Annotated in this window: 24 protein-coding genes; 16 read left to right on the top strand and 8 right to left on the bottom strand. The window is 72.2% G+C overall.

What is annotated here, in order from left to right:
* Positions 1–70: 70 nt before the first annotated feature.
* A complete protein-coding gene (locus ACFYWQ_RS10945) occupies positions 71–1,195 on the top strand; it encodes a substrate-binding domain-containing protein (RefSeq protein ID WP_389514940.1) in 1,125 nt (374 codons plus the stop codon).
* A gap of 15 nt (positions 1,196–1,210) precedes the next feature.
* Here ACFYWQ_RS10945 and ACFYWQ_RS10940 read toward each other — a convergent pair whose 3' ends face one another.
* Positions 1,211–2,047: a hypothetical protein gene (locus ACFYWQ_RS10940; RefSeq protein WP_389514938.1), complete on the bottom strand. Its 837-nt coding sequence runs from the start codon at positions 2,045–2,047 to the stop codon at positions 1,211–1,213.
* 157 nt (positions 2,048–2,204) lie between these two features.
* Between ACFYWQ_RS10940 and ACFYWQ_RS10935 the strand changes: the two genes are divergently transcribed.
* A complete protein-coding gene (locus ACFYWQ_RS10935) occupies positions 2,205–3,119 on the top strand; it encodes a HipA family kinase (protein WP_389514936.1) in 915 nt (304 codons plus the stop codon).
* Positions 3,120–3,127: 8 nt separating this feature from the next.
* Complete coding sequence (locus ACFYWQ_RS10930) at positions 3,128–3,412, top strand: SelT/SelW/SelH family protein (protein WP_389514934.1); 285 nt, start codon at positions 3,128–3,130, stop codon at positions 3,410–3,412.
* Positions 3,413–3,415: 3 nt separating this feature from the next.
* On the opposite strand, the gene aceB is transcribed toward ACFYWQ_RS10930, so the two are convergent.
* Together aceB and ACFYWQ_RS10920 are read right to left on the bottom strand one after the other, a co-directional pair.
* A complete protein-coding gene (aceB, locus tag ACFYWQ_RS10925) occupies positions 3,416–5,041 on the bottom strand; it encodes a malate synthase A (RefSeq protein WP_389514932.1) in 1,626 nt (541 codons plus the stop codon).
* 270 nt (positions 5,042–5,311) lie between these two features.
* Entirely contained in the window at positions 5,312–5,911 is a 600-nt protein-coding gene (locus ACFYWQ_RS10920; RefSeq protein ID WP_389514929.1) for an NTP transferase domain-containing protein, read from the bottom strand.
* Between the two features lie 185 nt (positions 5,912–6,096).
* On the opposite strand from ACFYWQ_RS10920, the gene ACFYWQ_RS10915 reads away from it, so the two are divergent.
* Positions 6,097–6,411 (top strand): DUF5955 family protein, encoded by a 315-nt coding sequence (locus tag ACFYWQ_RS10915; RefSeq protein ID WP_389514926.1) that lies wholly within the window; start codon positions 6,097–6,099, stop codon positions 6,409–6,411.
* A gap of 186 nt (positions 6,412–6,597) precedes the next feature.
* Here ACFYWQ_RS10915 and ACFYWQ_RS10910 read toward each other — a convergent pair whose 3' ends face one another.
* The gene (locus tag ACFYWQ_RS10910; RefSeq protein ID WP_389514923.1) at positions 6,598–7,395 is read right to left on the bottom strand and encodes an IclR family transcriptional regulator; all 798 of its coding nucleotides are present in this window, start codon (positions 7,393–7,395) and stop codon (positions 6,598–6,600) included.
* Between the two features lie 283 nt (positions 7,396–7,678).
* Between ACFYWQ_RS10910 and allB the strand changes: the two genes are divergently transcribed.
* The 3 genes from allB (at position 7,679) to ACFYWQ_RS10895 (ending at position 11,998) form a co-directional block, all read left to right on the top strand.
* Positions 7,679–9,016, top strand: coding sequence for an allantoinase AllB (allB, locus tag ACFYWQ_RS10905; protein ID WP_389514921.1), 1,338 nt, complete (start codon positions 7,679–7,681; stop codon positions 9,014–9,016).
* A gap of 45 nt (positions 9,017–9,061) precedes the next feature.
* The gene (gene alc / locus ACFYWQ_RS10900) at positions 9,062–10,186 is read left to right on the top strand and encodes an allantoicase (RefSeq protein ID WP_389514919.1); all 1,125 of its coding nucleotides are present in this window, start codon (positions 9,062–9,064) and stop codon (positions 10,184–10,186) included.
* 777 nt (positions 10,187–10,963) lie between these two features.
* Entirely contained in the window at positions 10,964–11,998 is a 1,035-nt protein-coding gene (locus ACFYWQ_RS10895; RefSeq protein ID WP_389514917.1) for a BTAD domain-containing putative transcriptional regulator, read from the top strand.
* A 123-nt stretch (positions 11,999–12,121) separates the two neighbouring features.
* Here ACFYWQ_RS10895 and ACFYWQ_RS10890 read toward each other — a convergent pair whose 3' ends face one another.
* On the bottom strand, positions 12,122–13,081 hold the full coding sequence (locus ACFYWQ_RS10890) for a fatty acid desaturase family protein (RefSeq protein WP_389514915.1): 960 nt from the start codon (positions 13,079–13,081) through the stop codon (positions 12,122–12,124).
* A 119-nt stretch (positions 13,082–13,200) separates the two neighbouring features.
* Positions 13,201–14,310 (bottom strand): amidinotransferase, encoded by a 1,110-nt coding sequence (locus ACFYWQ_RS10885; protein ID WP_389514913.1) that lies wholly within the window; start codon positions 14,308–14,310, stop codon positions 13,201–13,203.
* Between the two features lie 396 nt (positions 14,311–14,706).
* On the opposite strand from ACFYWQ_RS10885, the gene ACFYWQ_RS10880 reads away from it, so the two are divergent.
* Entirely contained in the window at positions 14,707–15,855 is a 1,149-nt protein-coding gene (locus ACFYWQ_RS10880) for an NAD(P)/FAD-dependent oxidoreductase (protein ID WP_389514911.1), read from the top strand.
* A gap of 87 nt (positions 15,856–15,942) precedes the next feature.
* Complete coding sequence (locus ACFYWQ_RS10875; RefSeq protein WP_389514909.1) at positions 15,943–16,857, top strand: DMT family transporter; 915 nt, start codon at positions 15,943–15,945, stop codon at positions 16,855–16,857.
* A 264-nt stretch (positions 16,858–17,121) separates the two neighbouring features.
* Here the strand turns inward: ACFYWQ_RS10875 and ACFYWQ_RS10870 are convergent, their stop codons facing one another.
* Both ACFYWQ_RS10870 and ACFYWQ_RS10865 read right to left on the bottom strand, forming a co-directional pair.
* Entirely contained in the window at positions 17,122–18,111 is a 990-nt protein-coding gene (locus tag ACFYWQ_RS10870) for an aldo/keto reductase (RefSeq protein ID WP_389514907.1), read from the bottom strand.
* Positions 18,112–18,145: 34 nt separating this feature from the next.
* Positions 18,146–18,889: a 2OG-Fe dioxygenase family protein gene (locus ACFYWQ_RS10865; RefSeq protein ID WP_389514905.1), complete on the bottom strand. Its 744-nt coding sequence runs from the start codon at positions 18,887–18,889 to the stop codon at positions 18,146–18,148.
* Between the two features lie 372 nt (positions 18,890–19,261).
* On the opposite strand from ACFYWQ_RS10865, the gene ACFYWQ_RS10860 reads away from it, so the two are divergent.
* The 7 genes from ACFYWQ_RS10860 (at position 19,262) to ACFYWQ_RS10830 (ending at position 26,145) form a co-directional block, all read left to right on the top strand.
* A complete protein-coding gene (locus ACFYWQ_RS10860; protein ID WP_389514903.1) occupies positions 19,262–20,122 on the top strand; it encodes a hypothetical protein in 861 nt (286 codons plus the stop codon).
* A gap of 4 nt (positions 20,123–20,126) precedes the next feature.
* Positions 20,127–20,702, top strand: coding sequence for a nitroreductase family protein (locus ACFYWQ_RS10855; RefSeq protein WP_389514901.1), 576 nt, complete (start codon positions 20,127–20,129; stop codon positions 20,700–20,702).
* Positions 20,703–20,859: 157 nt separating this feature from the next.
* Entirely contained in the window at positions 20,860–22,056 is a 1,197-nt protein-coding gene (locus tag ACFYWQ_RS10850; RefSeq protein ID WP_389514899.1) for a cytochrome P450, read from the top strand.
* A 123-nt stretch (positions 22,057–22,179) separates the two neighbouring features.
* Complete coding sequence (locus tag ACFYWQ_RS10845; protein WP_389515929.1) at positions 22,180–22,917, top strand: GntR family transcriptional regulator; 738 nt, start codon at positions 22,180–22,182, stop codon at positions 22,915–22,917.
* A 287-nt stretch (positions 22,918–23,204) separates the two neighbouring features.
* The gene (locus tag ACFYWQ_RS10840; protein ID WP_389514897.1) at positions 23,205–24,209 is read left to right on the top strand and encodes a sugar ABC transporter substrate-binding protein; all 1,005 of its coding nucleotides are present in this window, start codon (positions 23,205–23,207) and stop codon (positions 24,207–24,209) included.
* Positions 24,206–25,324: an ABC transporter permease gene (locus ACFYWQ_RS10835; RefSeq protein ID WP_389514895.1), complete on the top strand. Its 1,119-nt coding sequence runs from the start codon at positions 24,206–24,208 to the stop codon at positions 25,322–25,324. The genes ACFYWQ_RS10840 and ACFYWQ_RS10835 overlap by 4 nt, the downstream gene beginning before the upstream one ends.
* Positions 25,321–26,145, top strand: coding sequence for an ATP-binding cassette domain-containing protein (locus ACFYWQ_RS10830; protein WP_389514893.1), 825 nt, complete (start codon positions 25,321–25,323; stop codon positions 26,143–26,145). The genes ACFYWQ_RS10835 and ACFYWQ_RS10830 overlap by 4 nt, the downstream gene beginning before the upstream one ends.
* The last annotated feature ends 40 nt before the right edge of the window (positions 26,146–26,185 follow it).

Raw genomic sequence — 26,185 nt, 5'->3', positions numbered from 1 at the left:
GCCACGCCCTGCCCGGCGCAGAATGGGTCACCTTCCTTTAGGATGCTCAAGATCTGTTCAGGGAGGGGCCATGGCCGAGATGCTCGTCGCCCAGCGGCGTGAGCGGCTGCTCAGCGAGCTGGAGACGTCCGGCGGTCTGAAGGTCGTCGACCTCGCCGCACGCCTGGGCGTCTCGCGCGCCACCGTGCGCCGCGACCTGCTCGACCTGGAGGCGGAGGGACGGCTGAGCCGGGTCCGGGGCGGCGCCGTCCTGACGACGCCGGGCCCCGGCACCCCGCGGGACCCGGCGACGCCGTCCGGTGCGCCGTCCGCCGTCACCGCCGCGCCCCCGGCGGCCGAACGCACCCTGGGGCTGCTGGTCCCGTCGGCCACGTACTACTACCCGCGCGTGGTCGCCGGGGTCCAGGCCGTCGCGGCCCAGCGGGGAGCCCGTGTGGTGATCAGCCTCAGCGACTACGCCCACGGGGACGCCTTGGAACGGGTCGAGGAACTGCGGGCCTCCGGCGCCGCGGGGCTGCTCGTCGCCTCCCCCGAGGGCCACGACCTGTCGGCCGGCACGCTCGAACGGCTCGCGGCCACCGGGCTGCCGTTCGTCCTGATGGAACGCCAGCCCCACGACCCCTTCGCCTCCTGCGAGTTCGTCGCCACCGATCACCGGCAGGGCGCCTTCGCCGCCGTACGGCACCTCGCGCGGCTCGGGCACACCAAGGTGGGCCTGTTCACCAACGGCAGCCCCACCGCCGGCCTGGTACGTGAAGGACACGAGGCGGCCGTGCGGCGGCTGGAGCTGGAGGCGGACGCGCCGGTGCACGACAGCGGCCGCCCCACCATGGGCTCCGCGGAGGCCGCCGAACACTACGACCGGTTCGTCGAGGAGTGCCTGTCCGGCGGTTTCCGGGCGGCACTCGTCCTGTCGGACCACGACGCGATCGAGCTGATGCGCCGTCTGCGCGTCCGCGGACTGCGCACACCGGACGACATGGCGCTGATCGCCTACGACGACGAGATCGCCTCGCTCGCCGACGTCCCCCTGACGGCCGTGGCGCCGCCCAAGCACGAGCTGGGCGAACAGGCCGCGCGGCTGCTCCTGGACCGCCTCGACGCCCCGGATCCCGACAGCGTTCCCGTGCGCCGCCTCTTCCTCCACCCGCGTCTGGTGGTCCGGTCCTCCTGCGGATCCGCCCCGGGCGCCTGACCCGGCGACGACGGCTCACGGGGAAGCAGTGTGCTGCACCACCGAGACGGTGTACTGGTCCACGGCCCCGATCCATTGGGTCACCAGCGATCCCGCCTCCTCCCATTCGTCTCCCTGCCACCCGCTCCAGTCCCCGCTTCTCGTGGGCTGTGCCTGGTGGTCGAGGCTGTGCGAGCCGGCTTCGCCGAACGTGCGCAGGTGTGCGCGGAGTCCGGCGTCGTGGACGGCGGCGACCGCCGCTTCCGCTTCCGTGTCCATCGCCCAGACATGGGGCTTGTCGTAGGGGACGAGGCTGTCGGGGCCCGAGCCGATACCGGTCGCGACCCGCAGGGCGTCGAGGAGCGTGCCGTCCGAGGCTATCCGCGCCTGCCAGACCGACCACGTCCCGTCGGGCAGCTCGGACGAGGTGAGGGCGTGCCGATCCAGAAGGCGGGCCAGCGCGTCGCCCCGGATGATGCCGGAGGAAGGGAGACCCGCCGCGGCCAGGTCCTCCGCGAAGGCGCCGGGGACTCGCTCCGGATCGACCTCGAACAGCGACCGGCTCGCGTCGAACCGCAGCTCCGGGAGGTCCTGGTCGCCGTCCAGCAGGAGGCTGTCCATGGCGATCGTCACCTTGCCGGAGAGCGCGGCGGGGTCCAGCCAGGCGGGGTCCCTGTTCGACTCGGTCTCGTCGAGCCAGTTGCCGCCGTAGTAGGCCCCGTAGCCGGCATAGGGATCGTAGTCCGACAGAGGGCGCCCCAGCAGGACCCCGAAAGCCTGCGTCAGCGACGCTTCCCAGGCGTCGGTGGTCGCGGTTGCTGCTCCGCGATCTTCGCCCGTGCTCAGTTCCCGGGAGTATCGGTCTTCAGCCATGACGTTCATTGTTTCCGGCGCCACTGACACTCCGCCCCCAACCCGGGATTCCCCAGGTAGGCTCCTGGAAGCCCACAGTGCTCCGGGACCGGTGCTCCGGCCGCCGGCCTGGACCCGTGAGGCTGAGTAAGGTATTCGACCCGTGGAGCCTTGGAAGATGCTGCGAGAGGTTACCGCGACCCGCTATGTCGAGCCCTTGCGCTCCGGCGGTTCCGTCCCCGCCCTCGTCGAGGCCGACGACCTCGGCACGTACGTCGTGAAGTTCACCGGGTCCGCGCAGGGCCGCAAGGCGCTGGTCGCCGAGGTGATCGTGGGCGGGCTGGCGCGGGCGCTGGGGCTGCGCTTCCCCGAGCTGGTGCTGGTGCGCTTCGACCCGGCGATCGCCGAGGAGGAGCCGCACCAGGAGGTGCGGCAGCTGCACCGGGCCAGCGCGGGCGTCAACCTCGGCATGGACCACCTTCCGGGCGCCCGGGACTTCACCCCGGAGGTCGCCCGGCACTTCCGGGTGGATCCGCTGGAGGCGGGCCGGATCGTCTGGCTGGACGCCCTCACGGTGAACGTCGACCGCACCGTCCACAGCTCCAACCTGATGGTCTGGCCGACGCTGGGCACCGTTCCGCCGCGCCTGTGGCTGATCGACCACGGTGCGGCGCTCGTCTTCCACCACCGCTGGGACGGCGCCGACCCCGCGAAGGCCTACGACTTCCGCCACCACGCCCTCGGCCACTACGCCCCCGACGTGCGGGCGGCCGACGCCGAGCTGGCGCCGAAGGTGACCCGGGACCTGCTGCGGGAGATCGCGGCCGACGTACCGGACGCCTGGCTGACCGTCGAGGAGGGCTTCACGACGCCGGACGAGGTCCGCGCGGTGTACGTGGACCACCTCCACGCGCGCGTGCGGGCCTCCGCGGCCTGGCTCCCCACCGACTTCCCCGCCCGGGAGGAACTCGCCGCCGAGGAGGCCCTCCGGGCGGCACGAACCCAGCAGGGCCGCCCGGACTGGCTCAAGCGGGTCCCGGACCTGCACGGCAAACCGGCGGCGGAACAGGATTGGTCGGTGCACCTGGGATGACGGACGGGATGACGGACACGCAGCGGGTCGAGATCGAGTACTGCACGCAGTGCCGCTGGCTGCCCCGGGCCGCCTGGCTGGCGCAGGAGCTGCTGACGACCTTCGAGGCCGAGCTGACGGAGCTGGCGCTCCGGCCGGGCACGGGCGGGGTCTTCGTGGTGCGCGTGAACGACGAGGTGGTGTGGGACCGCCGCGAGCAGGGCTTCCCGGAGCCGACGGCCGTCAAGCGGGCCGTACGCGACCGAGTGGCCCCGGGGAGGTCCCTGGGCCACTCGGACACGCCGGCTCCCTGAGGTTCAGCCCTTGAGCTGCTCGTACGCCGGCAGGGTGAGGAAGTCGGCGTAGTCCTCGTCGAGCGCGACCTCGAGCAGCAGGTCGTGGGCCTGCTGCCAGTGGCCGGCGGCGAACGCCTCCTCGCCGAGTTCGGCGCGCAGGCTCCGCAGTTCCTCGGCGGCGACCGTGCGCGCCAGTTCCGGCGTGGCCTTCTCGCCGTTCTCGAACTCGACGCCCGCGTTGATCCACTGCCAGATCTGCGAGCGGGAGATCTCGGCGGTGGCCGCGTCCTCCATGAGGTTGAAGATGGCGACCGCGCCGAGACCGCGCAGCCACGCCTCGATGTACCGGATGCCGACCTGCACGGCGTTGACGAGGCCGTCGTACGTCGGCTTCGCGTCCAGCGAGTTGATCGCGATCAGGTCCGCCGCCTCGACCTCGACGTCCTCGCGCAGCCGGTCCTTCTGGTTCGGCCGGTCGCCGAGGACCTTGTCGAAGGACTCCATGGCGATCGGGACGAGGTCGGGGTGGGCGACCCAGGAGCCGTCGAAGCCGTCGTTCGCCTCGCGGTCCTTGTCGGCGCGGACCTTCTCGAAGGCGACCTTGTTGACCTCCGGGTCGCGGCGGGAGGGGATGAAGGCCGCCATGCCGCCGATGGCGTGCGCGCCGCGCTTGTGGCAGGTGCGGACGAGGAGTTCGGTGTACGCCCGCATGAACGGGGCGGTCATCGTGACCGCGTTGCGGTCGGGCAGCACGAACCGGGCGCCGCCGTCACGGAAGTTCTTCACGATGGAGAACAGGTAGTCCCAGCGGCCGGCGTTCAGCCCGGAGGCGTGGTCGCGGAGTTCGTAGAGGATCTCCTCCATCTCGTACGCGGCCGTGATCGTCTCGATCAGGACGGTCGCGCGGACGGTGCCGTGGGGGATGCCGACGTACTCCTGGGCGAAGACGAAGACGTCGTTCCAGAGGCGGGCCTCCAGGTGCGACTCGGTCTTCGGGAGGTAGAAGTAGGGCCCCTTGCCGAGGTCGAGCAGGCGCCGGGCGTTGTGGAAGAAGTAGAGGCCGAAGTCGACGAGGGCGCCGGGGACCCGGGTGCCGTCGGCGTCGGCCAGGTGGCGCTCGTCCAGGTGCCAGCCGCGCGGGCGCATGACGACGGTCGCCAGCTCCTCGTCCGGGCGCAGGGCGTACGACTTCCCCGAGGCCGGGTCCGTGAAGTCGATGTTCCGGGTGTACGCGTCGCTCAGGTTGAGCTGGCCCAGGACGACGTTCTCCCAGGTGGGGGCGGAGGCGTCCTCGAAGTCCGCGAGCCAGATCCGGGCGCCAGAGTTCAGGGCGTTGACGGTCATCTTGCGGTCGGTGGGCCCGGTGATCTCGACCCGGCGGTCGTCGAGGGCCGCGGGGGAGGGGGCCACCTTCCAGGAGTCGTCCGCGCGGACGGCGGCGGTCTCCGGGAGGAAGTCGAGGGTGGAGGTGCGGGCGATCTCGGCGCGGCGCTCCGCACGGCGGGCGAGGAGTTCGTCACGGCGCGGTGTGAACCGGCGGTGCAGCTCGGCCACGAAGGCGAGGGCCGCGTCGGTGAGGACCTCCTCCTGCCGGGGCAGGGGCTCGGCGTCGACGATGGCCAGCGGGGACGGCGCTGGTGCGGACATGAGCTGTCACTTCCTTCAGCGAGCGGGGCACCGGGTGCCAGGAGACCCGGGTGGGGCGGAGGGCACCCGTGGGCGGCGCGGGGCCGTCGCACGCGGCCGGGGCCGCCGGCGGTCGTCGAGGGCCGCCGGGAACCGCCGAGCGCTGCCGGATGCCGGCGAGTGCTTCTGGTCAGTGGATACTAGTTTCCTCATCGTGGAAGTTCAATGGTTTGTTGATGTCGAGATTCTCCGGGTCGAGGCAGAGGAGGCGCCGCGTGCCGCCCCCTTCGCTCACTCCAGGCGCGCCAGGTCCTCGGAGGTGTCGATGTCGTACGGGCTCGCCACGTCCCCGCACTCGACCAGCCGGACCGCCTCGTCGTGCGCCTTCAGATAGACGCGTGCCCCCCGGTCGCCGGTCGCACTCGACGCGACGCCCGCCCAGTGCGCGGCGCCGAACAGGACGGGATGCCCGCGCACCCCGCCGTAGGCCGCCGCCACCAGCGACGACTCGTCCTCGTACGCGGCGAGCACCCGGGCCACCGCCTCCGCCCCGATGCCCGGCTGGTCGACCAGCGACACCAGCGCGGCCCGCGCCCCCGTCCCGGCCAGCGAACCGAGCCCGGCCCGCAGCGACGACCCCATGCCCAGCTCCCACCGCGGGTTGTCCACCAGCACGCATCCGTCCAGCCGCGCCCGCTCCCGTACGGTGTCGGCGGCGGCCCCCAGGACCACGTGGACGCGCGCGCAGCCGGCCGCGCGCAGCACCTCCACCGCGTGCTCCACGAGCGGCCGCCCCCGGTGCGTCAGCAATGCCTTGGGGCGTCCGCCGAGCCGGCGCCCGCCGCCCGCCGCGAGGAGCAGCCCGGCGACCTCGTCCTCCGTGTGCGTCATACGTTCTGCATACCTGACGCGGAGACGGCCACGCGGTTTCCCAGGGCTGAATTTCGGTCCGCGCGGTGGCGCGCCGCGCGGCGGTGGCGTTTACTGACCCGCGCGTCCCGCGGTGCCCGACCAGCGCCCGGGGCGGGGCGGGGACACGAGCGCTTGTGCACGAGGATGTGCCAGGGGGGAGAGCTGTGTTGCGGAGCGTGGGGCAGAGACCGGTGACCGGCAGCGACGAGGATCCGAGGGTGGCGGAACTGCGGACCGCGGTGTCCCGGCTGCGCCGCGGACTCGCCGCGCTCCCGGCCGAGTTCCCGGACCGGGGCGTCGCCGAGGACGAGCTGGCCGCCCTCGCGGCGATGGCGGCCCACGGGACCCCGGAGATCCTCCGGCTGCGCCGCTCCCTGCTGCTGCTCGCGGGCGCGATCGGCTCGGTGAGCGCGCTGTCGCGCGGCCTGTCGGACGTCCGCGACGCCGTGGAACTGTTCGGACGGTCGCAGCGGGGGTGAGGGCGCGTGGGCCGGGCGGGGGCGAAGCCCCCGGCTGGGGCGGGCCGAAGCCCCGGCTGGGGCGGGGGCGAAGCCCCGGGCTCGGGCGGGTGGCCGGTGTCCCAGGCTCGGGCGGGTGCCGAAGCCCCGGGCTCGGACGGGGGTGTCCCGGCTCGGGTGGGGGCCGGTGTCCCCGTCGGGTGATGGCTAGGCGGCCGGGCCGGTGTTCGTCAGGGCCTCCGACAGTTCCACCGCCACCTGCTGGAGGACCGGCACGATCGTCTCCGTGGCGGCCTCGGTGACGCGGCCGGCCGGGCCGGAGATGGAGATGGCCGCCGCGGTGGGGGAGTCGGGTACCGGGACCGCGAGGCAGCGGACGCCGATCTCCTGTTCGTTGTCGTCGACCGCGTAGCCCTGGGCGCGCACGTCCCGGAGGGCGGCCAGGAAGCCGTCCGCGGTGGTGATGGTCTTCTCGGTCGCGGCGGGCATGCCGGTGCGGTGCAGCAGGGCGCGCACCTCGTCGTCCGGGAAGCCGGCGAGCAGGGCCTTGCCGACGCCCGTGGAGTGCGGCAGGACCCGGCGGCCGACCTCCGTGAACATCCGCATCGAGTGCTTGGACGGCACCTGCGCCACGTACACGATCTCGTCGCCGTCCAGCAGCGCCATGTTCGCCGTCTCGCCGGTCACCTCGACCAGGCGGGCCAGGTAGGGGCGGGCCCAGGTGCCCAGCAGGCGGGAGGCGGACTCGCCGAGGCGGATCAGACGGGGGCCGAGCGCGTACCGGCGGTTGGGCTGCTGACGGACGTATCCGCAGGCCACCAGGGTGCGCATCAGCCGGTGGATGGTGGGCAGGGGCAGCCCGCTGCTCGCGGACAGCTCGCTCAGTCCCACCTCGCCGCCCGCGTCCGCCATCCGCTCGAGCAGGTCGAAGGCGCGCTCTAGGGACTGGACCCCTCCGCCGGCGGACCTGGCGGAGTCGGTGGTGCTGGCGCTGGACGTCGGCACGGCGCGTTCCTTTCGAAACTGGCGGGAAGAGCTGAAGCCTACCCGGCGGTCGGTTGACTCCCCGCTGGTGCGTCACTACGTTCTGCCTGTCGGAATCATAATTCCGCCTTGTGGAATCGTCCAGACCGGTGCCGTGGGGGGCGCTGCGGAGAAGCGCACCCTTGACGGCGGCGCGACCGGGAGTGAAGACTCCTTCAACAGAACGTTGAATTCCGTTACGCGGAAGTCACGCGGGAGTTACTCCCGTCTTGCGGAAGCAGAACGGCGGCAGAGAGGGGTCCGGGTGTCCGACGCTGAACTGGTGCTGCGCTCGACGCGCGTCATCACTCCGGAAGGGACGCGCGCCGCCTCGGTCGCGGTCCTCGCCGGCACCATCACGGCCGTCCTGCCGTACGACGCCGAGGTGCCGTCGGGCGCCCGGCTGGAGGACCTCGGCGACGACGTCCTGCTGCCGGGCCTGGTCGACACCCACGTGCACGTCAACGACCCCGGCCGCACCGAGTGGGAGGGCTTCTGGACCGCCACCCGCGCGGCGGCGGCCGGCGGCATCACCACCCTCGTCGACATGCCGCTCAACTCCCTCCCGCCGACCACCACCGTCGACCACCTGCACACCAAGCGCCGGGTGGCCGCCGACAAGGCGCACATCGACGTCGGCTTCTGGGGCGGCGCCCTGCCCGACAACGTCAAGGACCTCCGCCCGCTGCACGACGCCGGCGTCTTCGGCTTCAAGGCCTTCCTGTCGCCGTCGGGCGTGGACGAGTTCCCGCACCTGGACCAGGACGGCCTGGCCCGGTCCCTCGCCGAGATCGCCGGCTTCGGCGGCCTGCTGATCGTGCACGCCGAGGACCCCCACCACCTCGACGCGGCTCCCCAGCGGCCCGGACCCCGGTACGCAGACTTCCTCGCCAGCCGTCCCCGCGACGCCGAGGACACCGCCGTCGCGCACCTCATCGACCAGGCGAAACGCCTCCACGCGCGCGTGCACGTCCTGCACCTGTCGTCGAGCGACGCGCTGCCGCTCATCGCGCGGGCCAAGGAGGACGGCGTCCGCGTCACGGTCGAGACCTGTCCGCACTACCTCACCCTCACCGCCGAGGAGGTCCCCGACGGCGCCAGCGAGTTCAAGTGCTGCCCGCCCATCCGCGAGGCCGCCAACCAGGACCTGCTCTGGCAGGCGCTGGCGGACGGCACCATCGACTGCGTGGTCACCGACCACTCCCCGTCGACCGCCGACCTCAAGACGGACGACTTCGCCACGGCCTGGGGAGGCATCTCCGGCCTCCAGCTCAGCCTGCCGGCCGTCTGGACCGAGGCCCGCCGGCGCGGCCACGGCCTGGAGGACGTCGTCCGGTGGATGTCCACCCGCACGGCCGCCCTCGTGGGCCTCGGCCGCAAGGGCGCGATCGAGGCCGGCCGCGACGCCGACTTCGCGGTCCTCGCCCCCGACGAGACGTTCACCGTCGACCCGGCGGCCCTCCAGCACCGCAACCGCGTCACCGCGTACGCCGGCAGAACCCTGTACGGCGTCGTGAAGTCCACCTGGCTGCGCGGTGAACGCGTCGTCGCCGACGGCGTGTTCACCGCGCCCCGGGGACGACTGCTCACCCGCGACCACTGACCACCGAACCGCACCCGCAGCGGCCGACTCCGAAAGGCACATCCCGTGACGGCGACACCCAGCTTCACCGGCGACGCGAACCCCTACGGCGGCGGCGACCCGTACGCGGACTACCGCACCGCCGACTTCCCCTTCACCCACCACGCCGACCTCGCCGACCGGCGGCTCGGCGCCTCGGTGATCGCCGCCAACGACGAGTTCTTCGCCCAGCGGGAGAACCTCCTGATCCCCGGGCGCGCGGAGTTCGACCCCGAGCACTTCGGGCACAAGGGCAAGATCATGGACGGCTGGGAGACGCGCCGCCGCCGCGGCGTGTCCGCCGACCACCCCTGGCCCACCGCCGACGACCACGACTGGGCGCTGGTCCGCCTCGGCGCGCCCGGAGTGATCCGGGGCATCGTCGTCGACACGGCCCACTTCCGCGGCAACTACCCGCAGGCGGTGTCCGTCGAGGGCACCTCGGTCGCCGGCTCCCCCGCCCCGGAGGAACTGCTGGGCGACGACGTCAAGTGGACGACGCTCGTCCCCCGCACCCCCGTCGGCGGCCACGCGGCCAACGGCTTCCCGGTGGCGGTGGAGCAGCGCTTCACCCACCTGCGCGTCAGGCAGCACCCCGACGGCGGCATCGCCCGCCTGCGCGTGTACGGCGAGGTCGCGCCCGACCCCGCCTGGCTCGCGGCCCTCGGCACCTTCGACGTCGTCGCCCTGGAGAGCGGCGGCCGCGTCGAGGACGCCTCCGACCGCTTCTACTCGCCGGCCACCCACACCATCCAGCCCGGACGCTCCCGCAAGATGGACGACGGCTGGGAGACGCGCCGCCGCCGCGACCGGGGCCACGACTGGATCCGCTACCGCCTGGCCGCGCAGGCCCGGATCCGCGCCCTGGAGATCGACACGGCGTACCTGAAGGGCAACAGCGCGGGCTGGGCGTCGGTGTCGGTGCGGGACGGGGAGGACACGGGCGAGGGCGCCTGGCGGGAGATCCTGCCGCGCACCCGCCTCCAGCCGGACACCAACCACCGCTTCGTCCTGCCGGCCCCGGCCGTGGGCACCCACGCGCGCGTGGACATCTTCCCCGACGGCGGCATCTCCCGGCTGCGGCTGTTCGGCACCCTCACGGAGGCGGGAGCGGCCGGTCTCGCGGCGCGCCACCGGGAACTGGGTGGCTGAGGACACCGTAAGGCAGCCGTGTGAGGCGCCGGACGACGGCCGGCCGAGGCACCGGGCGCCGGGATGCGGGCTCGGGCGGGATCCACGCTGATGACAGTGGACCCCGCCCGAGCCCTCGGCAATTGTGGCGCCGTTCATGAATATGGAGATCATGTCGATAAGTCTGCACGAGGGGGACATAAGGAACTGATCGGTTATGTGTCTCAGGAGGTGAGACCGTCTGTTGCGGGGATGATTACTGTTAACTACCGTTCTGTTTGCGGATTGGTCTGGGACGGGCGATCCCAGGAAATCTCTGTCGAACGGAGTGGCTCGATGAAGCTTCCACGGCCGCCTCGTCGCCCTTTCTCGACGCGATGAGTGAATCGGTGTCGATTCCGACTCGCGTCAGAGCGACGCGGTGCAGGTCAAGGTCGATATCCCTACTCTGTTCGTCCCCGTGTGTCCGGCTGCGGCCAAAGGTGTTTCCTGTGCTTTTCCAGTGAGTACCTGATTGGCGCGGAGACTTTCGGGGAGAGCCGGTTCATCCGGATCCGAATGCGAGACAGTCGCGCGCCGATTCGCTGCTGCGACGAGGTGCGTGCGAGCACCAGGACCACCGCACACGGCGGGCGCACGTCTTCCGTCCTGTTCCCGAGGCGCCTGTCCTGTTCCCGAGGCGCCGTCCGCGGACCGGCATGCCGAAGACCGCCCTGTCTGCCGATGCGCCGGCCCTGTCGTACCGGGCGACCGATCCTTCCTCAATGGTGATCACTCACTGTGTGTCCCGGAGGCTCAATGAACAGTCACCTTTCCCCTCGAGAACTGGCGTATCTGGTACAGGAGTTCCGGCAGCGAGCCGGCCTGACGCAGGACGAACTGGCAGCGCGGGCGAGCATCAGCCTCGGCGGGCTGCGGGACATAGAGCAGCAGCGGGTCGTCCGCCCCCGGGGCGGCACCCTGCGCCGGCTCGTGGGCGCGCTGGATCTGTCGCCCGTGGAGGGCCAGGAGCTGCTCCGCGTCGGACGGCAGGGGCCGCTGCTCTCCCACGACCTGCGATTACAGATTCTGGGCCCGCTGTCGGTGCTGGTCGACGGCGTCGCGGTGGAACTGCGCTCCGAGCGGCAGCGCACCCTGCTCGGCCTGCTCGCCCTGTCCCCGGGGGCGCCGGTGGGCGGCGACGCCCTGGTCGACGCGATGTGGGGTGCCCAGCCCCCGCCCACCATCGTCGAACTGGTCCGTACCCAGGTGTCCCGGCTGCGCCAGCGGATCCAGCCGAAGCGCGCGGGACACAGCGTGCTGATCGCCACGGGCGGCGGGTACGAGCTGCGCGTCAACGACGATCAGCACGATGTCCTTGCCTTCGGCAGGCTGGTGGAGTGCGCCCGCCGTGAGTGCGCCGCGGGCAGGCCCGAGTCGGCGATGGGCTTCTACCAGCAGGCGCTGGGCCTGTGGCGGGGGGAACCGCTGGCCGACCTTCCCGGGCTGCACCTGCACGCCGCGCGGGTGGCGCTGGTGCGGCAGCTGGAGAGGGTCCTGATGGAGTACGCCGACGTCGCGGCCCGGGGCGGCCACTACGAACAACTCCTCACGCCGTTGTACCGGTTCGTGGAGGCCAATCCCTTACACGAGTCAGCGCACGCCCGGCTCATGACGGCACTGGCCGGCTCGGGCCAGCGCGCGGTCGCGCTGGAACTGTTCGAGCGGCTGCGCCGCCGTCTGGCCGACGAGCTGGGCGTCGACCCCGGTGCCGAGCTGAAACTCACCCACCAGGGACTCCTCCGCGGCGCCTTCTCGTGGGAGACGCCGCAGCCGGTCGCTCCCCGGCGATGACGCCGGCCTGCGCCTAGGTCCTGTCGTCGAACTCCCGCCAGGCCCGCCCCGCGGGCGGACGACGGGAGTTCGACGACAGGACCTGGGCACCCGCGGGGCAGGCCGCCGGCTCGTCGCCGCGGATCAGGGACGCCGGGCGTCCTCGTCCGGGATCCGGTGCAGCAACGGCCTGCTCCGGTCCAGGAAGCCGAGCATCGCCGGTACGGGGCTGACGATCCGCGGCCCCGTGTCGGCCGCCGCCAGCCTCCGCTCGTACACGGCGGGCAGCTGCGACCAGTGGGTGGCGGGGCTGAGGTGGTGTTCCTGGTGGTAGCCGTCGTTGAAGGTGAGCAGGTTGTACAGGCGGCCGTAGTGGCTCACCGCGTCCGCCGTGCGACGGCTCGGGTCGGCGCCGTAATGCCGGTAGTAGTTCTGCACGTTGACCAGGACGAGCGCCGCGGAGAACGCCGGGAGGTAGCAGAACACCGTCCACTGCCACGACAGCACCGCGCAGCCGGCCAGGGTCAGGCAGTGCGCCGCGCGGTCGGCCTGCACCTGGCGCAGTTCCACCGTGCGCCGCGGCTCCCTGCGGGCCGCGAGGTCCAGCAGCCTGCCCTCGGCCGCGCCGACACGCCACAGCCGCCTCACGGCGAGCAGCTCCCGGCCACGGTCCAGCAAGGTGTCCCACGCCCCCTTGAAGATGTACGGCAGCAGCGGCGCGTGGTCACCGTCCTGTCCGTCGCGGTAGGTCGAGGTGGTGTCCCGGGTCGTGCCGTCCGGCCCGACGGGATCGTTGTTGAACCGGTGGTGGTTGCGCACATGGCTCAGCTCGTAGCTCTGCGCCGACTGCCCGATGCAGGCCGAGTTGACGACCGACGCGACGGCGTTGAGCCGGGCCGAGGTGAACCACGGCACATGGGTGAACAGATGGGACACCACGATGATGTTGTAGGCGGTCATCGCGGTCACCAGAGCCACCTGGCCGGCCCAGCCCGCGAGGGAGAAGCCGGACCACCGGGCGGCGAGCAGGATCATCACGGCCAGTTGCACGACGCTGAACCCGAACAGCACGGCGTCCTTCGGGCTGTGCCTCCACAGGGGCATCTTCCGCTGTCCTCCTCGGTCTTCACGGCCTTCTCGGTCTTTCTCGGTCTTTCTCGGCCTTCTCTGTCTGCTCCGTCTGCTCTGTCTTCGGCGGAGCCGTCCACGGACGGCGGGCACGGTCAGAGGTAGGAGCGGAGGACACCTCGGCGGCGGACGTCGAGGGTGGCGCAGTGGAACGAGCCGCCGAAGCTGTTGAAGTTGCGGAAGTCGCACGGAATGGGCGTGAGCCCGAACTTCTCCAGAGCGTTGATCATGGGCTCGTCCTGGCGCTCCACGACCACCCGGGTCTCGTCCAGCATCAGCAGGTTCATGTTGATCCACTTGCTGGTCATGTACAGCGGGTGCGCGTCGGGAATGACCGGGGCCGGCGCTTCGAGCACGTCCCAGCCCTTGAACAGGTCCGGAACCTTCGGCACGCGCTCGGGGTTGATCAGCAGCTTGCCCGGGGCGAGCGGCATCAGGGTGGCGTCGATGTGCATCGGGTGCGCGTCCTCGAACTCCAGCACGTGGATGCGGTACTCGTCACCGAGGTGCCGGCGCAGCCACTCGATGCCGAACGCGTTGGTCACGTTGCTCATCTGGGCGATGATGTCCCGCCCGCAGCGGATGAAGTCGGCGGCGTCGAACGTCGGCTCGAACTCGGTCACCACGAGGTGCGCGGAACCGTCCGTGTGCCCGTCGGCCCAGTCCTGGTCGAACTGCGCGTCGGTGAGCTCGGGCTTGGGACCGGCGCTCCACCGCGCGCCGCCGTGGAAGTACTCCTTGAGCAGCGGGCGGTAGGCGAGCGCCTCGTAGTAGCGCGACCGCCAGGCCATCGGGCACTCGATGATGTCCTCGCCGATCACCAGCAGCGTGTCGCGCGGCATGGCCGCGTACATGCCGCTGCTGCTCCAGTCGAGCGTGCTGTAGGTGGTGCGCTGCGGAATCGGTTCCGGACGCCGTACCCGCACCCCCTCGGCCTCCAGGATGTGGACGAACTCCTCCAGTTCGCGTCGGGCCGCGTCGATCCGCTCGGCCGGGAAGGGCCTGCCCGCCTGCGTGCGGAAGGTCTCGACCTGGTGCTCGGGCAGCACCGGGGGCAGCGCCATGTGCCAGGAGGGGAAGCTCGCTCCGTCGACGATCCCGACGACGACCTCTTCCAGCGGATCCCACTCGGTGTAGGAGCACACCGGTCCGGTCGGTGCCCCGCTCCGGTCGGGGGCCGGCTCGCTCGTCTGCACAACGGTCATGGGTCTTCTCCAGACTTCGTCGGGGAGGCCGTCGGCGGGACCGGCGCCGGCCACCGATCCATCGTGGCGAGGGCACGCGTCACCGTGATGGCACTCACCGGCGCGCGGCAGCGGAGCAACGCCGCAGATCAGACCGGGTGCACCGGGCCCTCGACGGGATTGCCACGGGCGTTGCGCCGCAGGCCGGGTCCCACGACGGGGCACCTCGTGCCCCCGCCGCACGGGCGGGCCGCATCCCGTACCCGGCCCACAGACGAACCGTGGACGGGAGGCTGTCCAGCCCCTTCGCCGGGGCGGCGGGCGACGCGGCCGACCACGACGTGTCAGGCCGGACGTCCATCATCGGAAGTCACCCCCGGGCGCCGGGCGCAGGGCAACAGCGAGGGAGAGCACACGGTGACACTTCCAGCGTCTGCGGACGTCGTGATCGTCGGAGGCGGCGTGATCGGCACGAGCATCGCCTTCCACCTGGCCGAAGCCGGCGTCCGGGACGTCGTACTCCTCGAACGCGCCGACCTCGGCTCCGGATCCACCTCCAAGGCGGCGGGCGGGGTGCGCGCGCAGTTCTCCGACGCGCTGAACATCCAGCTCGGCGCCCGGAGCCTGGAGGCCTACCGTGCCTTCGGCTCCCGCCCCGGCCAGGAGATCGACCTGCGGTCGCCGGGCTACCTGTTCCTGCTGTCGCGCCCCGAGGACGTCGCGTCGTTCGAGGCGGGCGTCGCCCTCCAGAACGCGCTGGGCGTGCCCAGCCGGATGATCGGCACGGCCGAGGCCCGGAAACTGTCCCCGCTGATCGAGGAGCAGGGGCTGCTGGCCGCCGCGTACTCACCCGACGACGGCCACTGCTCGCCGGAGTCCGTGGTCCTCGGGTACGCCACCGCGGCGCGCAGGCACGGAGCGCGCCTGGTGACCCACTGCGACGTGCTCGGGGTGGAGACGTCGGGAGGGGAGATCCGCGCCGTCCGGACGGACCGGGGCCGGATCGCGACCTCGACCGTCGTGTGCGCCGCCGGGGCCTGGTCGGCGGCCGTCGGGGACATGGTCGGCACCCGGCTGCCGGTGGTCCCCTACCAGCGGCAGATCGTCTTCACCGAGCCGTTCGCCCCCGAGCTGCGGATGCCGTTGACCATCGACTTCGCCTCGGCCTTCTACTTCCGGCGCGAGGGCCGCGGACTGCTGCTCGGCATGTCCGACCCGGACGAGCCGCCGGGCTTCCGGACCAAGCCGTCCGAGACCTGGCTGCCGCGGCTGACCGAGGTGATGGCCCGGCGGGTGCCCCCGCTGCTCGACGCCGGTCTCGTCGGGGGCTGGACGGGGTTCTACGAGATCACCCCGGACCACAACGCCCTCATCGGAGAGGCCGACGGCGTCGGCAGGTTCCTGTACGCCTGCGGCTTCTCGGGACACGGCTTCCTCCAGGCGCCCGCGGTCGGCGAGATCGTCCGCGACCTCGTGCTCGACCGGCCGCCCTTCGTCGACATCACCCCCCTGGACGCGGGACGGTTCACCGGCGAGCGCCTGCGCGTGGAAGCCAACTACGTGTGAGCATAAGGGCGTTGCGCCGGGATACGGTGATCGCGGACCGGAGCGCCCTCCGGTCCGCACGACGAGCCGTACAGGGAGGGGAGACGCATGCGGGGCGCTGACGTGGCTCGCTACGGGACCGTCGCGGTGGTCTGGGGTGTCTCGTTCGCGGTGCTGGCCCGAGCGGAGCGGACCTTCGGCTGGGTGGGGGCGGTCGCCTTCCGCGCCCTCATCGCCGGGGCGGTCGTGGCCGTGATCGCCCTGGCGGGCAGACGCAGACTCGACTTCGGGGCCGGCTGGTGGCCGTTCGCCGTGGTCGGCGCGACGACCGTCGCCGGCCAGCTGATCGGCGTCTCCTACGCCACCCCCCGCATCGGCTCGGCCATGGCCGCCATCTTCGTGGCCACGATCCCGTTGTTCTCCATGGTCATCGGCCACCTGTGGGGACTGGAGCGGATGACGGTGCGGGGCTGGGTCGGCCTGTCGCTCGGCCTCGTGGGCATCGTCCTGCTCGTCGGCTTCCCGGACGCGCCGGTCACGGACTCCTTCCGCCTCGGCTGCGTCGGCTCACTCGTCGGAGCGCTCTCGGCCGCCTACGGAAGCAACTACGCCCGCGCCCGGCTGCACGACGTCGGTTCCTGGGAACTGACCATCGGGTCCTTCTTCTTCGGCGGCGTGCTGACCCTGCCGCTGCTCTTCCTGGTGCCGGTGGCCGCCGCGCCCGGCCTCGTCGACTACGGGTATCTCCTGCTGCTCGGTGGCGTCATGAGCGGCGTGATGTACGTGCTCTACTTCCGGCTCGTCGCCGGAGTCGGTGCCACCCGGGCGCTCAGCGTCGAGTTCGCGGTGACGGCCGTGGCGGTGGTCGTCGGCTCGGCCGTCCTGGACGAACGGCTGTCCGCGCTGCAACTGCTGGGCACGGCGGTCGTCGTCGGCAGCTGCTCCCTGGTGCTCGGGCTGGTCCCGCGGCTGACACCCCGTCGCCCCGAGCCCGTCCCACGGCACCCTTCCCAAGTGCCCTGACCGGTCCCCGCGCACCCCGGCGGTTCCCGCGGGTCTCGGTCGTTCCCCGCGCGCCCCAGTGGTTCCGCGCACCCCGGCGGTTCCCCGCGGGTCTCGGTCGTTCCGCGCGCGCCCCGGCGGTTCCCGCGGGTCTCGGCCGTTCCTCGCGCGCCCCGTCCGGCCCCCGCGCGCCCTGTCCGGCCCCCGGTCGCCCCACCGCACGCGGGCCACGGTGTGTACGGCGGACACCGCCGTACACACCGTGGCCCCGCCGTCGCCGTGTCCCTATCCGGCCGCGCGCTGGGTGCGTGGTACGGCGAAGGAGTGCCGGTCGCCCGACCAGGCGGACCGCGGGATCACCGACTCGATCTCCCGTACGTCCGACTCCGACAGGGTGAACTCGGCGGCCGCGACGTTCTCCATGAGCCGTCGGGCGCTGCGGGTGCCGGGGATCGCCACGACGTCGTCCCCCTGCGCGAGCAGCCAGGCGAGCGCGAGCTGCCCCGCCGTCACCCCGCGCGCCTCGGCCAGTTCCTTCAGCCGCTCCACCTGCGCGGCGTTGCGGGCCAGGTGCTCACCGTGGAAACGCTGGTCGGGAAGCCGGTCGTCGTCCTGGGTCAGCGTGCCGAGGTCGAGCGTCCCGGTGAGGAAGCCACGGCCGAGCGGACTGAACGCCACCAGCCCGACACCCAGTTTGCGGGCCAGCGGCACGACGTCGTCCTCGATCTCCCGCCACCACAGCGACCATTCGTACTGCACGGCGCTGACGGGATGCACGCCGACGGCGCGCGTCAGCTCCTCCCCGCTGGTCTCGGACAGCCCGAGGTGGCGCACCTTGCCCTCGGTCACCAGCTCGGCCATCGCCCCCACGCTGTCCTCGATCGGCACCTCGGGATCGACCCGGTGCAGGTAGTACAGGTCGATGTAGTCGGTGCCCAGCCGCCTCAGCGAGGCCTCGCAGTACCGGCGGATGTCCTCGGGCCGGGCCGCCAGCCGTGCGGGATCACCGCGCTGCTCCCGGAAGATGCCGAACTTCGTCGCCACGGTCACCTCGGCGCGCCGGCCCTCGATCGCGCGCCCCACGAGGCGCTCGTTGTGGCCGGCGCCGTAGCTCATGGACGTGTCGAGCAGCGTGACGCCGAGGTCCAGTGCGCGCCGCAGGACGGCGAGGGACTCGTCGTCGTCGGCGGGGCCGTAGTCCTGGGACATCCCCATGCAGCCGAGGCCGATGGCGGGCACGGTCAGGCCCTGGTCACCCAGTCGGCGGGTGGTCATGAGAACTCCCCTTTCCTGGTCGTCGCCGGCCGGGTCATGCCAGTCGGCCGGGGAGCGCGGAGTAGTTCAGCACCAGGACGTCGCGGTGGGCGGGCCGCTCCTTGTCGACCGCCTCGATCGGGGTCACCGCGTGGTAGGTCCGCTGGTCGTCGTTGAGCAGCAGGTCACCGGGCTCGGCCAGGGTGACGGTCCGCAGCCGCTTGCCCGCCTCGTCGAACGTCGAGCTCTCCCCGCCGGTGATGTTGAGCCGGTCGACGAGCAGCGATCCGACGAAGGTCTCGCCGTCCCGGTGGCGCCCCTCCGGGGCGGGCTTGCCGATCTCCGCGCCGGCGGTGATGCGCACCGGGTGCAGTTTGATCAGCCACCGCTGGGTGTCGTCGATCGAGGTGAAGACCCGGCCCAGCCAGATCAGCAGGCCGTGCAGCAGCGGGTCCTCGGCGAAGTCCCGCGTGAGGGGCTCGTAGACGCGGTCGACACCGCCGTTGAGCCGGTTGAAGTACCGTTCCTGCCGGTACGGCTCGTGGGGCAGCGCGGTGAGTTCGCCGGTGTGCGGGTCCAGCTCGAACCGCCCGTAGCGGCGGTGGCGGTAGGTGCCGCCGTCCGCCATGAACGTGTCGAGGCAGAGGTCCTCCCAGTTCCGTGCGAAGCGGGCCCAGTCCTCGGGCCCGGCCCCGAGGACGCCGGAGAGTTCGCTTCCGGTCACCAGGTGCTCGCCGACGTCGGTCAGCGTCTGGATCACGTCGCGGGAACCGGAGTCGAGAACGATGTTGCCAGGCATGGCGATCCCTTCGGACGAGGAAAGGGCGACGCATCGATGCTGACGGGTCCGGCTGGCGGGGCGCGGGCACGTGACTGGCACCCGGGTGCCGGTGGCCGCGCTGGTGGAGGACGTGGCCGCGGACGGGCAATGGGTCCGCTACGGGGAGCGGGGGTGCGCGCCCGGCGCGAGAGCGCGGCCCGCGCGCCGACGGGCCGGCGGGCCGCGCCGGGTTCCGTACCAAGACCGTACCGTCCCCGGCGCCGCCCGGGGCCCGTGCCGCCGACGTGCGGTGTCCGGCCCGGTGGAGGAGCAGCCGGACGTCGGCTTCCGACCGGCACCGCCGGTCATCATCGGAGGGCTCCGGACTCAGCGCAGCCCCAGGGAGGAACCTTGATCGCCGAAACGGACACTCCGCGGATCACGGGTGAGGCTCTGCCCGCGGACCGGTTCACGGTGTGCGAGACGGCCGGTCGGCTCGACACCGGCAAGGTGCTCGACGTCCTGCACGGCAGACTGGCGGCCTACCGGGTGCCGGGGTTCGTCCCCGCGCGCCACTGCGCGACCATCACCGACAACTTCCTGACGTCCGGGCAGCGCACACCGCGGTACGGCGAGGGCGCGGACGGGGTGGAGGCGTACCTGGTCGGCGCCTCGCACATCGACAAGGACACCGACGCCTACCTGGCGGACGCCGCGCGCACCGCCGACGCGGTACGGGCGCTCTACCGGGACGCGGAGGACCCCGTCGAGACCTTCCTCGCCGCACTCGTGGCCGCGGGCGCCGTGGCCGGGACCCGTCCCGCCTCCCACGACGGCCGGTCCGCGGGCGGCTCGAAGGCGGTGTGCTGGAACAACACCGGCGAGTACCTCCTGCTGCCGCACGAGGACCTCGCGCAGCTGAGCGATCCGCTCCAGGCCGGGTTCGAGGTCCAGGGCGTCCGCCGCGTCATGGCCGTGAACGTCTATCCCCACGTGCCCGGCGACAGCGGTCAGCTCCGCATGTGGAACGTCGCTCCGGACGACGCCACCCGCGCCGCGCTCGGCCTCACGCACAGCGGTTACCCCTATCCCCGGGACCTGCTCGCGGACCACCCGAGCCTGGACGTCCCGGTGCGGACCGGGGACCTCTGCGTGATCAACGGGAACCTGGTGCACGCCGTCCTCGGCGGCGGACCGGACGCGCCGCGCGGCCGGCTGCTGCTCACCTGCTTCACCGGCCTGATCGGCGCCGACCTCGTCCGGTGGACGTGACGCCATGGACGTGATGACGGCCATCCTGACCCGCCGCAGCGTCCGCGCGCTCCGCGCGCCCGGCCCCTCGGACGAGGAGTTCGCCTATCTGCTCAGGGGCGCCGCGGCCGCCCCCGACCACGGCGGACTGCGCCCCTGGCGCTGGATCCTGCTGCGGGACACGGACGTGGAGGCGCTCGCCGCCCGTCCGGCCGGCGGAACGGAGCCCCGCCCGCGGGACCGGGACGCCCGCTCCACCACGAGCGCGCCGTTGAGGGCGGTGCTCGTCTTCTCGCCCGCACCGGACCAGGACGTTCCCGAGTGGGAGCAGCTGGCCGCGGCGAGTTCCGTCGCCTACGGCCTGATGCTGCTGCTCCACGCGCGGGGCTTCGGCAGCAGCTGGCGCACCGGCCGGCTGTGCGCGGGCCACGAAGCCCGGGACCTGCTGCGCCTCGGGCCGGGCGAACGGCTCCTGGGCGCCCTGGACATCGGCACCCCCGAGGCGTCGACACGGCCCGCACGCCGGTGCTGCCCGGACGTGTCCGACCGGGTCCAGCGCCTGGGACGACCCGTCGGGGCGGCGGGGACGGCCGGTGCGTGAGGCCGCCGGCGGTGCGGGGTGGGACGGGGGCCTTCCGCCGCGCACGCGGGGCCTCTCGCCGAGGCCACGGGGACGGGGGCGGGGACGGGGGCGGGGGCAGGGGCGGGCACTGATCGGTACCCTCGCGCGTTGACGCAGTGACGGCAGGGGGAACGTGATGACCGATGTGATCGACCTGGAAGCGTTCGGCGAGGAGTTCCGGCGCGACCCGCACGCGGTGTACGCGCGGCTGCGTGAGCGCGGGCCGGTGCACCGGGTGCGCCCGCCCGGATCCGACGGGGACTACGAGACCTGGCTCGTGGTCGGGTACGAGGAGGCGCGGGCCGCGCTCGCCGACCCCCTGCTGGTCAAGGACGGGGAGCGGATCGGCCTGACGCTCATGGACGCGGAGCTGGTCGGCAAGCACCTGCTGATCACCGACCCGCCGCAGCACACACGGCTGAGGTCCCTCGTCTCCCGCGCGTTCACCATGCGTCGCGTCGAGGGACTGCGCCCGCGCGTGCAGCAGATCACCGACGAACTGCTCGACGCGATGCTGCCGCGCGGCCGCGCCGACCTGGTGGAGTCCTTCGCCTACCCGCTGCCCATCACCGTCATCTGCGAGCTGCTCGGCGTCCCCGAGATCGACCGGGCGGCGTTCCGCGAGATGTCGACCGAGGTGGTCGCCCCCACCAGCGGGGACAGCGGTTACGACGCGTTCGCGCGGCTCGGCGGCTACCTCACGGAACTGATCGAGGACAAGCGGTGCGCCGGACCGTCGCCGTCGACGGACGGCGATCTGCTCAGCGACCTGATCCGCACCACCGCCGAGGACGGCGACCGGCTCTCCGCCGAGGAACTGCGCGGCATGGCGTTCCTCCTGCTCATCGCCGGCCACGAGACCACGGTCAACCTCATCACCAACACCGTCCACGCCCTGCTCACCCACCCCGCCCAGCTCGCGGCCCTGCGCGCCGACCCGGCGCTCGTCGACGGCGTGGTGGAGGAGACGCTGCGCTGGGAGGGGCCGGTGGAGAACGCCACGTACCGGTTCGCCGTCGAGCCGCTGGAGATCGCGGGCGTGGCGATCGAAAAGGGCGATCCGGTGCTGATCGGCCTGGCCTCCGCCGACCGCGACGCCCTGCGCTACGAGGACCCCGACCGGTACGACGTCCGTCGCGACCCGCGCGGCCACCTCGCCTTCGGCCACGGCGTCCACTACTGCCTGGGCGCGCCCCTGGCCCGTCTGGAAGCCCGTATCGCCCTGGCCTCCCTGCTGGAGCGGGCCCCCGCCCTCACCCTGGACGGTCCGTCCGGCGAGTGGCTCCCGGGCATGCTGATGCGCGGACTGCGCAGCCTGCCCGTGCGCTGGTAGGGGAGCGTGGCCGAGCCCCGTCGGCACGGGACTGTTTGTCCGGACAACCGAACTTCACAACTTCCCGTCAACCGGTCGCAGAGCTACGCTCGGCCCGTGCCGAAATCAGAAGTGGACCCGACCGTGCAGCTCGACCTCCGTGTGGACCGGAGCTCTCCGGTGCCGCTGTACTTCCAGCTGTCCCAGCAGCTCGAAGCCGCCATCGAGCACGGATCGCTCACCCCCGGCAGCCTGCTGGGCAACGAGATCGAGCTCGCCGCCCGGCTCGGCCTGTCCCGCCCGACCGTGCGCCAGGCCATCCAGTCCCTCGTCGACAAGGGCCTGCTGGTGCGCCGCCGGGGCGTCGGCACCCAGGTCGTGCACAGCCAGGTCAAGCGCCCGCTGGAGCTCAGCAGCCTCTACGACGACCTGGAGGCGGCCGGCCAGCGCCCCGCGACCACGGTCCTGGTCAACACCGTCGTCCCCGCGTCCGCCGAGGTCGCGGCCGCCCTCGGGGTCGCCGAGGGCGGTGAGGTGCAGCGCGTGGAACGGCTGCGTCTCGCGCACGGCGAGCCGATGGCGTACCTGTGCAACCACCTGCCCCCCGGTCTGCTCGACCTGGACACCGCGCAGCTGGAGGCCACCGGTCTGTACCGGCTGATGCGGGCGGCAGGCATCACCCTGCACAGCGCCCGCCAGTCCATCGGGGCCCGCGCCGCCACCGCCGCCGAGGCCGAGCGGCTCGCCGAGGAGCAGGGCGCGCCGCTGCTCACCATGCAGCGCACCACCTTCGACGACACGGGCCGCGCGGTGGAGTTCGGCGACCACATCTACCGCCCGACCCGCTACTCCTTCGAGTTCCAGCTGCTCGTGCGGTCCTGAGGGCGGCGCCCCCGGCGGCCGTCCGTTCTGTCCGTTCTCTTCGTTCTCTTCAGTCCGGTCTCTTCGTTCTCTTCAGTCAGGGCGATCCGGGCGAGGAGGCCTCGCGTCCGGAGGGAAGGGCCCGCGGAGCGACCTCATGTTGTCCGGACAAGGCGACCGCGTCGCGGTCCCCGGCCGTGGAGCGACCGTCCCCGTGTTCGATACTGGGGCGTTTGCGTCCGGTGAGCGATCACCGGACGGACGCGCACGACAGTTACGACAGAACACGGCAAGAAGGGCACGGCCTCGTGGCACGGTTTCGGACCTGGGCAGGGATCGCATTGGCGGGGGCGCTCTGCGTGTCCCTCGCGGGGTGCAGCAGCACCGGGGGCAAGCGCGCCGAGGACGCCCGCAAGGCCGCGGCGGCCGAGGGGAAGGCGGCGGTGGACACCCCCCGCTGGACCGTCGCGATGATCACCCACTCGGGAGACGGCGACACCTTCTGGGACATCGTCCAGAGCGGCGCCGAGCAGGCGGCCCGCAAGGACAACATCAACTTCCTGTACTCCCACGACGACGAGGCCCAGCAGCAGGCGCAGCTCGTCGACGCGGCGGTCGACAAGAAGGTCGACGGCATCATCGTCACGCTCGCCAAGCCCGACGCCCTGAAGGCCGCGGTGGCCCGGGCAGTGAAGGCGGGCATCCCCGTGGTCACGGTGAACTCCGGATCGGCCGAGTCCGAGGCGTTCGGCGCGCTCACCCACATCGGCCAGGACGAGACGATCGCCGGCGAGGCCGTCGGCGAGGAGCTGAACCGGCGCGGGAAGAAGAAGGCGCTCTGCGTCCTGCACGAGCAGGGCAACGTCGGTCACGAGCAGCGCTGCGACGGCGTCGCGTCCACCTTCACCGGCACGCTCTCCGACCTCTACGTCAACGGCACCAGCATGCCCGACGTGCAGTCCGCGATCGAGGCCAAGCTCCAGGCGGACCCCTCCATCGACACCGTCGTCACCCTGGGCGCCCCGTACGCCGACACCGCGGCGAAGGCCCGGCAGGCCGCCGGCAGCAAGGCCGAGATCGACACCTTCGACCTCAACGCCAAGGTCGCCGCCGGCCTCACGGACGGCACCCTCGGCTTCGCCGTCGACCAGCAGCCCTACCTCCAGGGCTACCAGGCCGTCGACCTGCTCTGGCTGTACCGGTACAACGGCGACGTCCTCGGCGGCGGGCAGCCGGTGCTGACCGGCCCGCAGATCATCACCAAGGACCAGGCGGACGAACTCGCGGAGTACACCGAGCGGGGCACCCGATGAGCGCGCTGCCCGACGAAAAGCTCCCCGGCAAAAGCCTCACCGACGAAAAGCGCACCGACGAAAGGCCGGCTGACGCAAAGCTCCCCGACGAAAAGCTCCCCGACGAAAGGATTCTTCAGACGTCTCCGCTGCGCCGGCTGCTCGCCCGGCCGGAGCTGGGCTCGGTCGTCGGCGCGCTCGCGGTCTTCCTCTTCTTCGCCGTCGCCGCCGACGGCTTCCTGAGCGTCGCCGGCCTCGGCACGGTCCTGTACGCGGCCTCCACGATCGGCATCATGGCCGTCCCGGTCGCGCTGCTGATGATCGGCGGCGAGTTCGACCTCTCGGCCGGCGTCCTGGTGACGTCCTCGGCGCTGGTCTCGTCGCTGTTCAGCTACCAGATGACGGCGAACGTCTGGGTGGGCGTCGGGGTGTCCCTGCTGGCGACCCTCGCCATCGGCGCCTTCAACGGCTTCGTCCTCACCCGCACCCGGCTGCCCAGCTTCATCGTCACCCTGGGCACCTTCCTGATGCTGACCGGCATGAACCTCGGCTTCACCAAGCTGATCGACGGCACGGTGTCCACGAAGACCATCGCCGACATGGAGGGCTTTCCCACGGCCCACGACGTCTTCGCCTCGACCCTGACGATCGGCGACGTCAACCTCAAGATCACCGTCCTGTGGTGGCTCGCCCTGGTCGCGGTGGCCTCCTGGATCCTGCTGCGCACCCGCGCCGGCAACTGGATCTTCGCGGTGGGCGGCAACAAGGACGCGGCCCGCGCCGTCGGCGTCCCCGTGGACCGGACCCGGATCGGCCTCTACATGGGCGTCGCCTTCGGCGCCTGGGTCTGCGGACAGCACCTGCTGTTCAGCTACGACGTCGTCCAGTCCGGCGAGGGCGTCGGCAACGAGCTGATCTACATCATCGCGGCCGTCATCGGCGGCTGCCTCATCACCGGCGGACACGGCAGCGCGATCGGCTCGGCGGTCGGCGCGCTCCTGTTCGGCATGACGAGCAAGGGCATCGTCTTCGCCGAGTGGAACCCGGACTGGTTCAAGTTCTTCCTCGGAGCGATGCTGCTCCTCGCGACCCTGCTCAACGTCTGGGTCCGCAAGCGCGCGGAGGCCACCAAGTGACGGACACGACGGAACGCGCGGCACTGGTGGAACTGTCCGGCGTCGGCAAGCACTACGGGAGCGTACGCGCCCTCGACGGCGTCTCGCTGGAGGTCCACCCGGGGGAGATCACCTGTGTCCTCGGCGACAACGGCGCGGGGAAGTCGACCCTGATCAAGATCGTCGCCGGACTGCACCGGCACGACACCGGTGTCCTCCGCCTGGACGGCGAGGAGACCACGCTGTCCTCCCCGCGCGAGGCCCTGGACCGCGGCATCGCCACCGTCCACCAGGACCTGGCCGTCGTCCCGCTGATGCCGGTCTGGCGGAACTTCTTCCTCGGCTCCGAGCCCCGCAGGGGCACGGGCCCCTTCAAGCGCCTGGACGTCGACCTCATGCGCCGCACCACCCGCGCCGAGCTCGCCCGCATGGGCATCGACCTGCGGGACGTGGACCAGCCCATCGGCACCCTCTCGGGCGGCGAACGCCAGTGCGTGGCCATTGCACGGGCGGTGTACTTCGGAGCGAAGGTCCTGGTGCTCGACGAGCCGACGGCGGCGCTGGGCGTCAAGCAGTCGGGCGTGGTCCTGAAGTACGTCGCCGCGGCCCGGGACCGCGGTCTCGGTGTCGTCCTCATCACCCACAACCCCCACCACGCCTACCTGGTCGGGGACCGGTTCGTGCTGCTCAAGCGCGGCACGATGGTGGGCAGCCACCCGCGCGACGGGATCACCCTGGAGGAACTGACGCGGCAGATGGCGGGCGGGAACGAGCTGGACGACCTGCGGCACGAGCTGGAACGCACCCCCCAGGCGCCCGGAGAACCAGCCGGCCGCCCCTGACCCGGCCGCGCCCGGCGGCACGGCCGGCGGGCGCGGCCGC

The sequence above is a fragment of the Streptomyces sp. NPDC003247 genome, assembly GCF_042888135.1.
Classification (GTDB): Bacteria; Actinomycetota; Actinomycetes; order Streptomycetales; family Streptomycetaceae; genus Streptomyces.
Note: the sequence above shows the minus strand (reverse complement) of the source record. Positions and strands in the feature narration are given on the sequence as shown.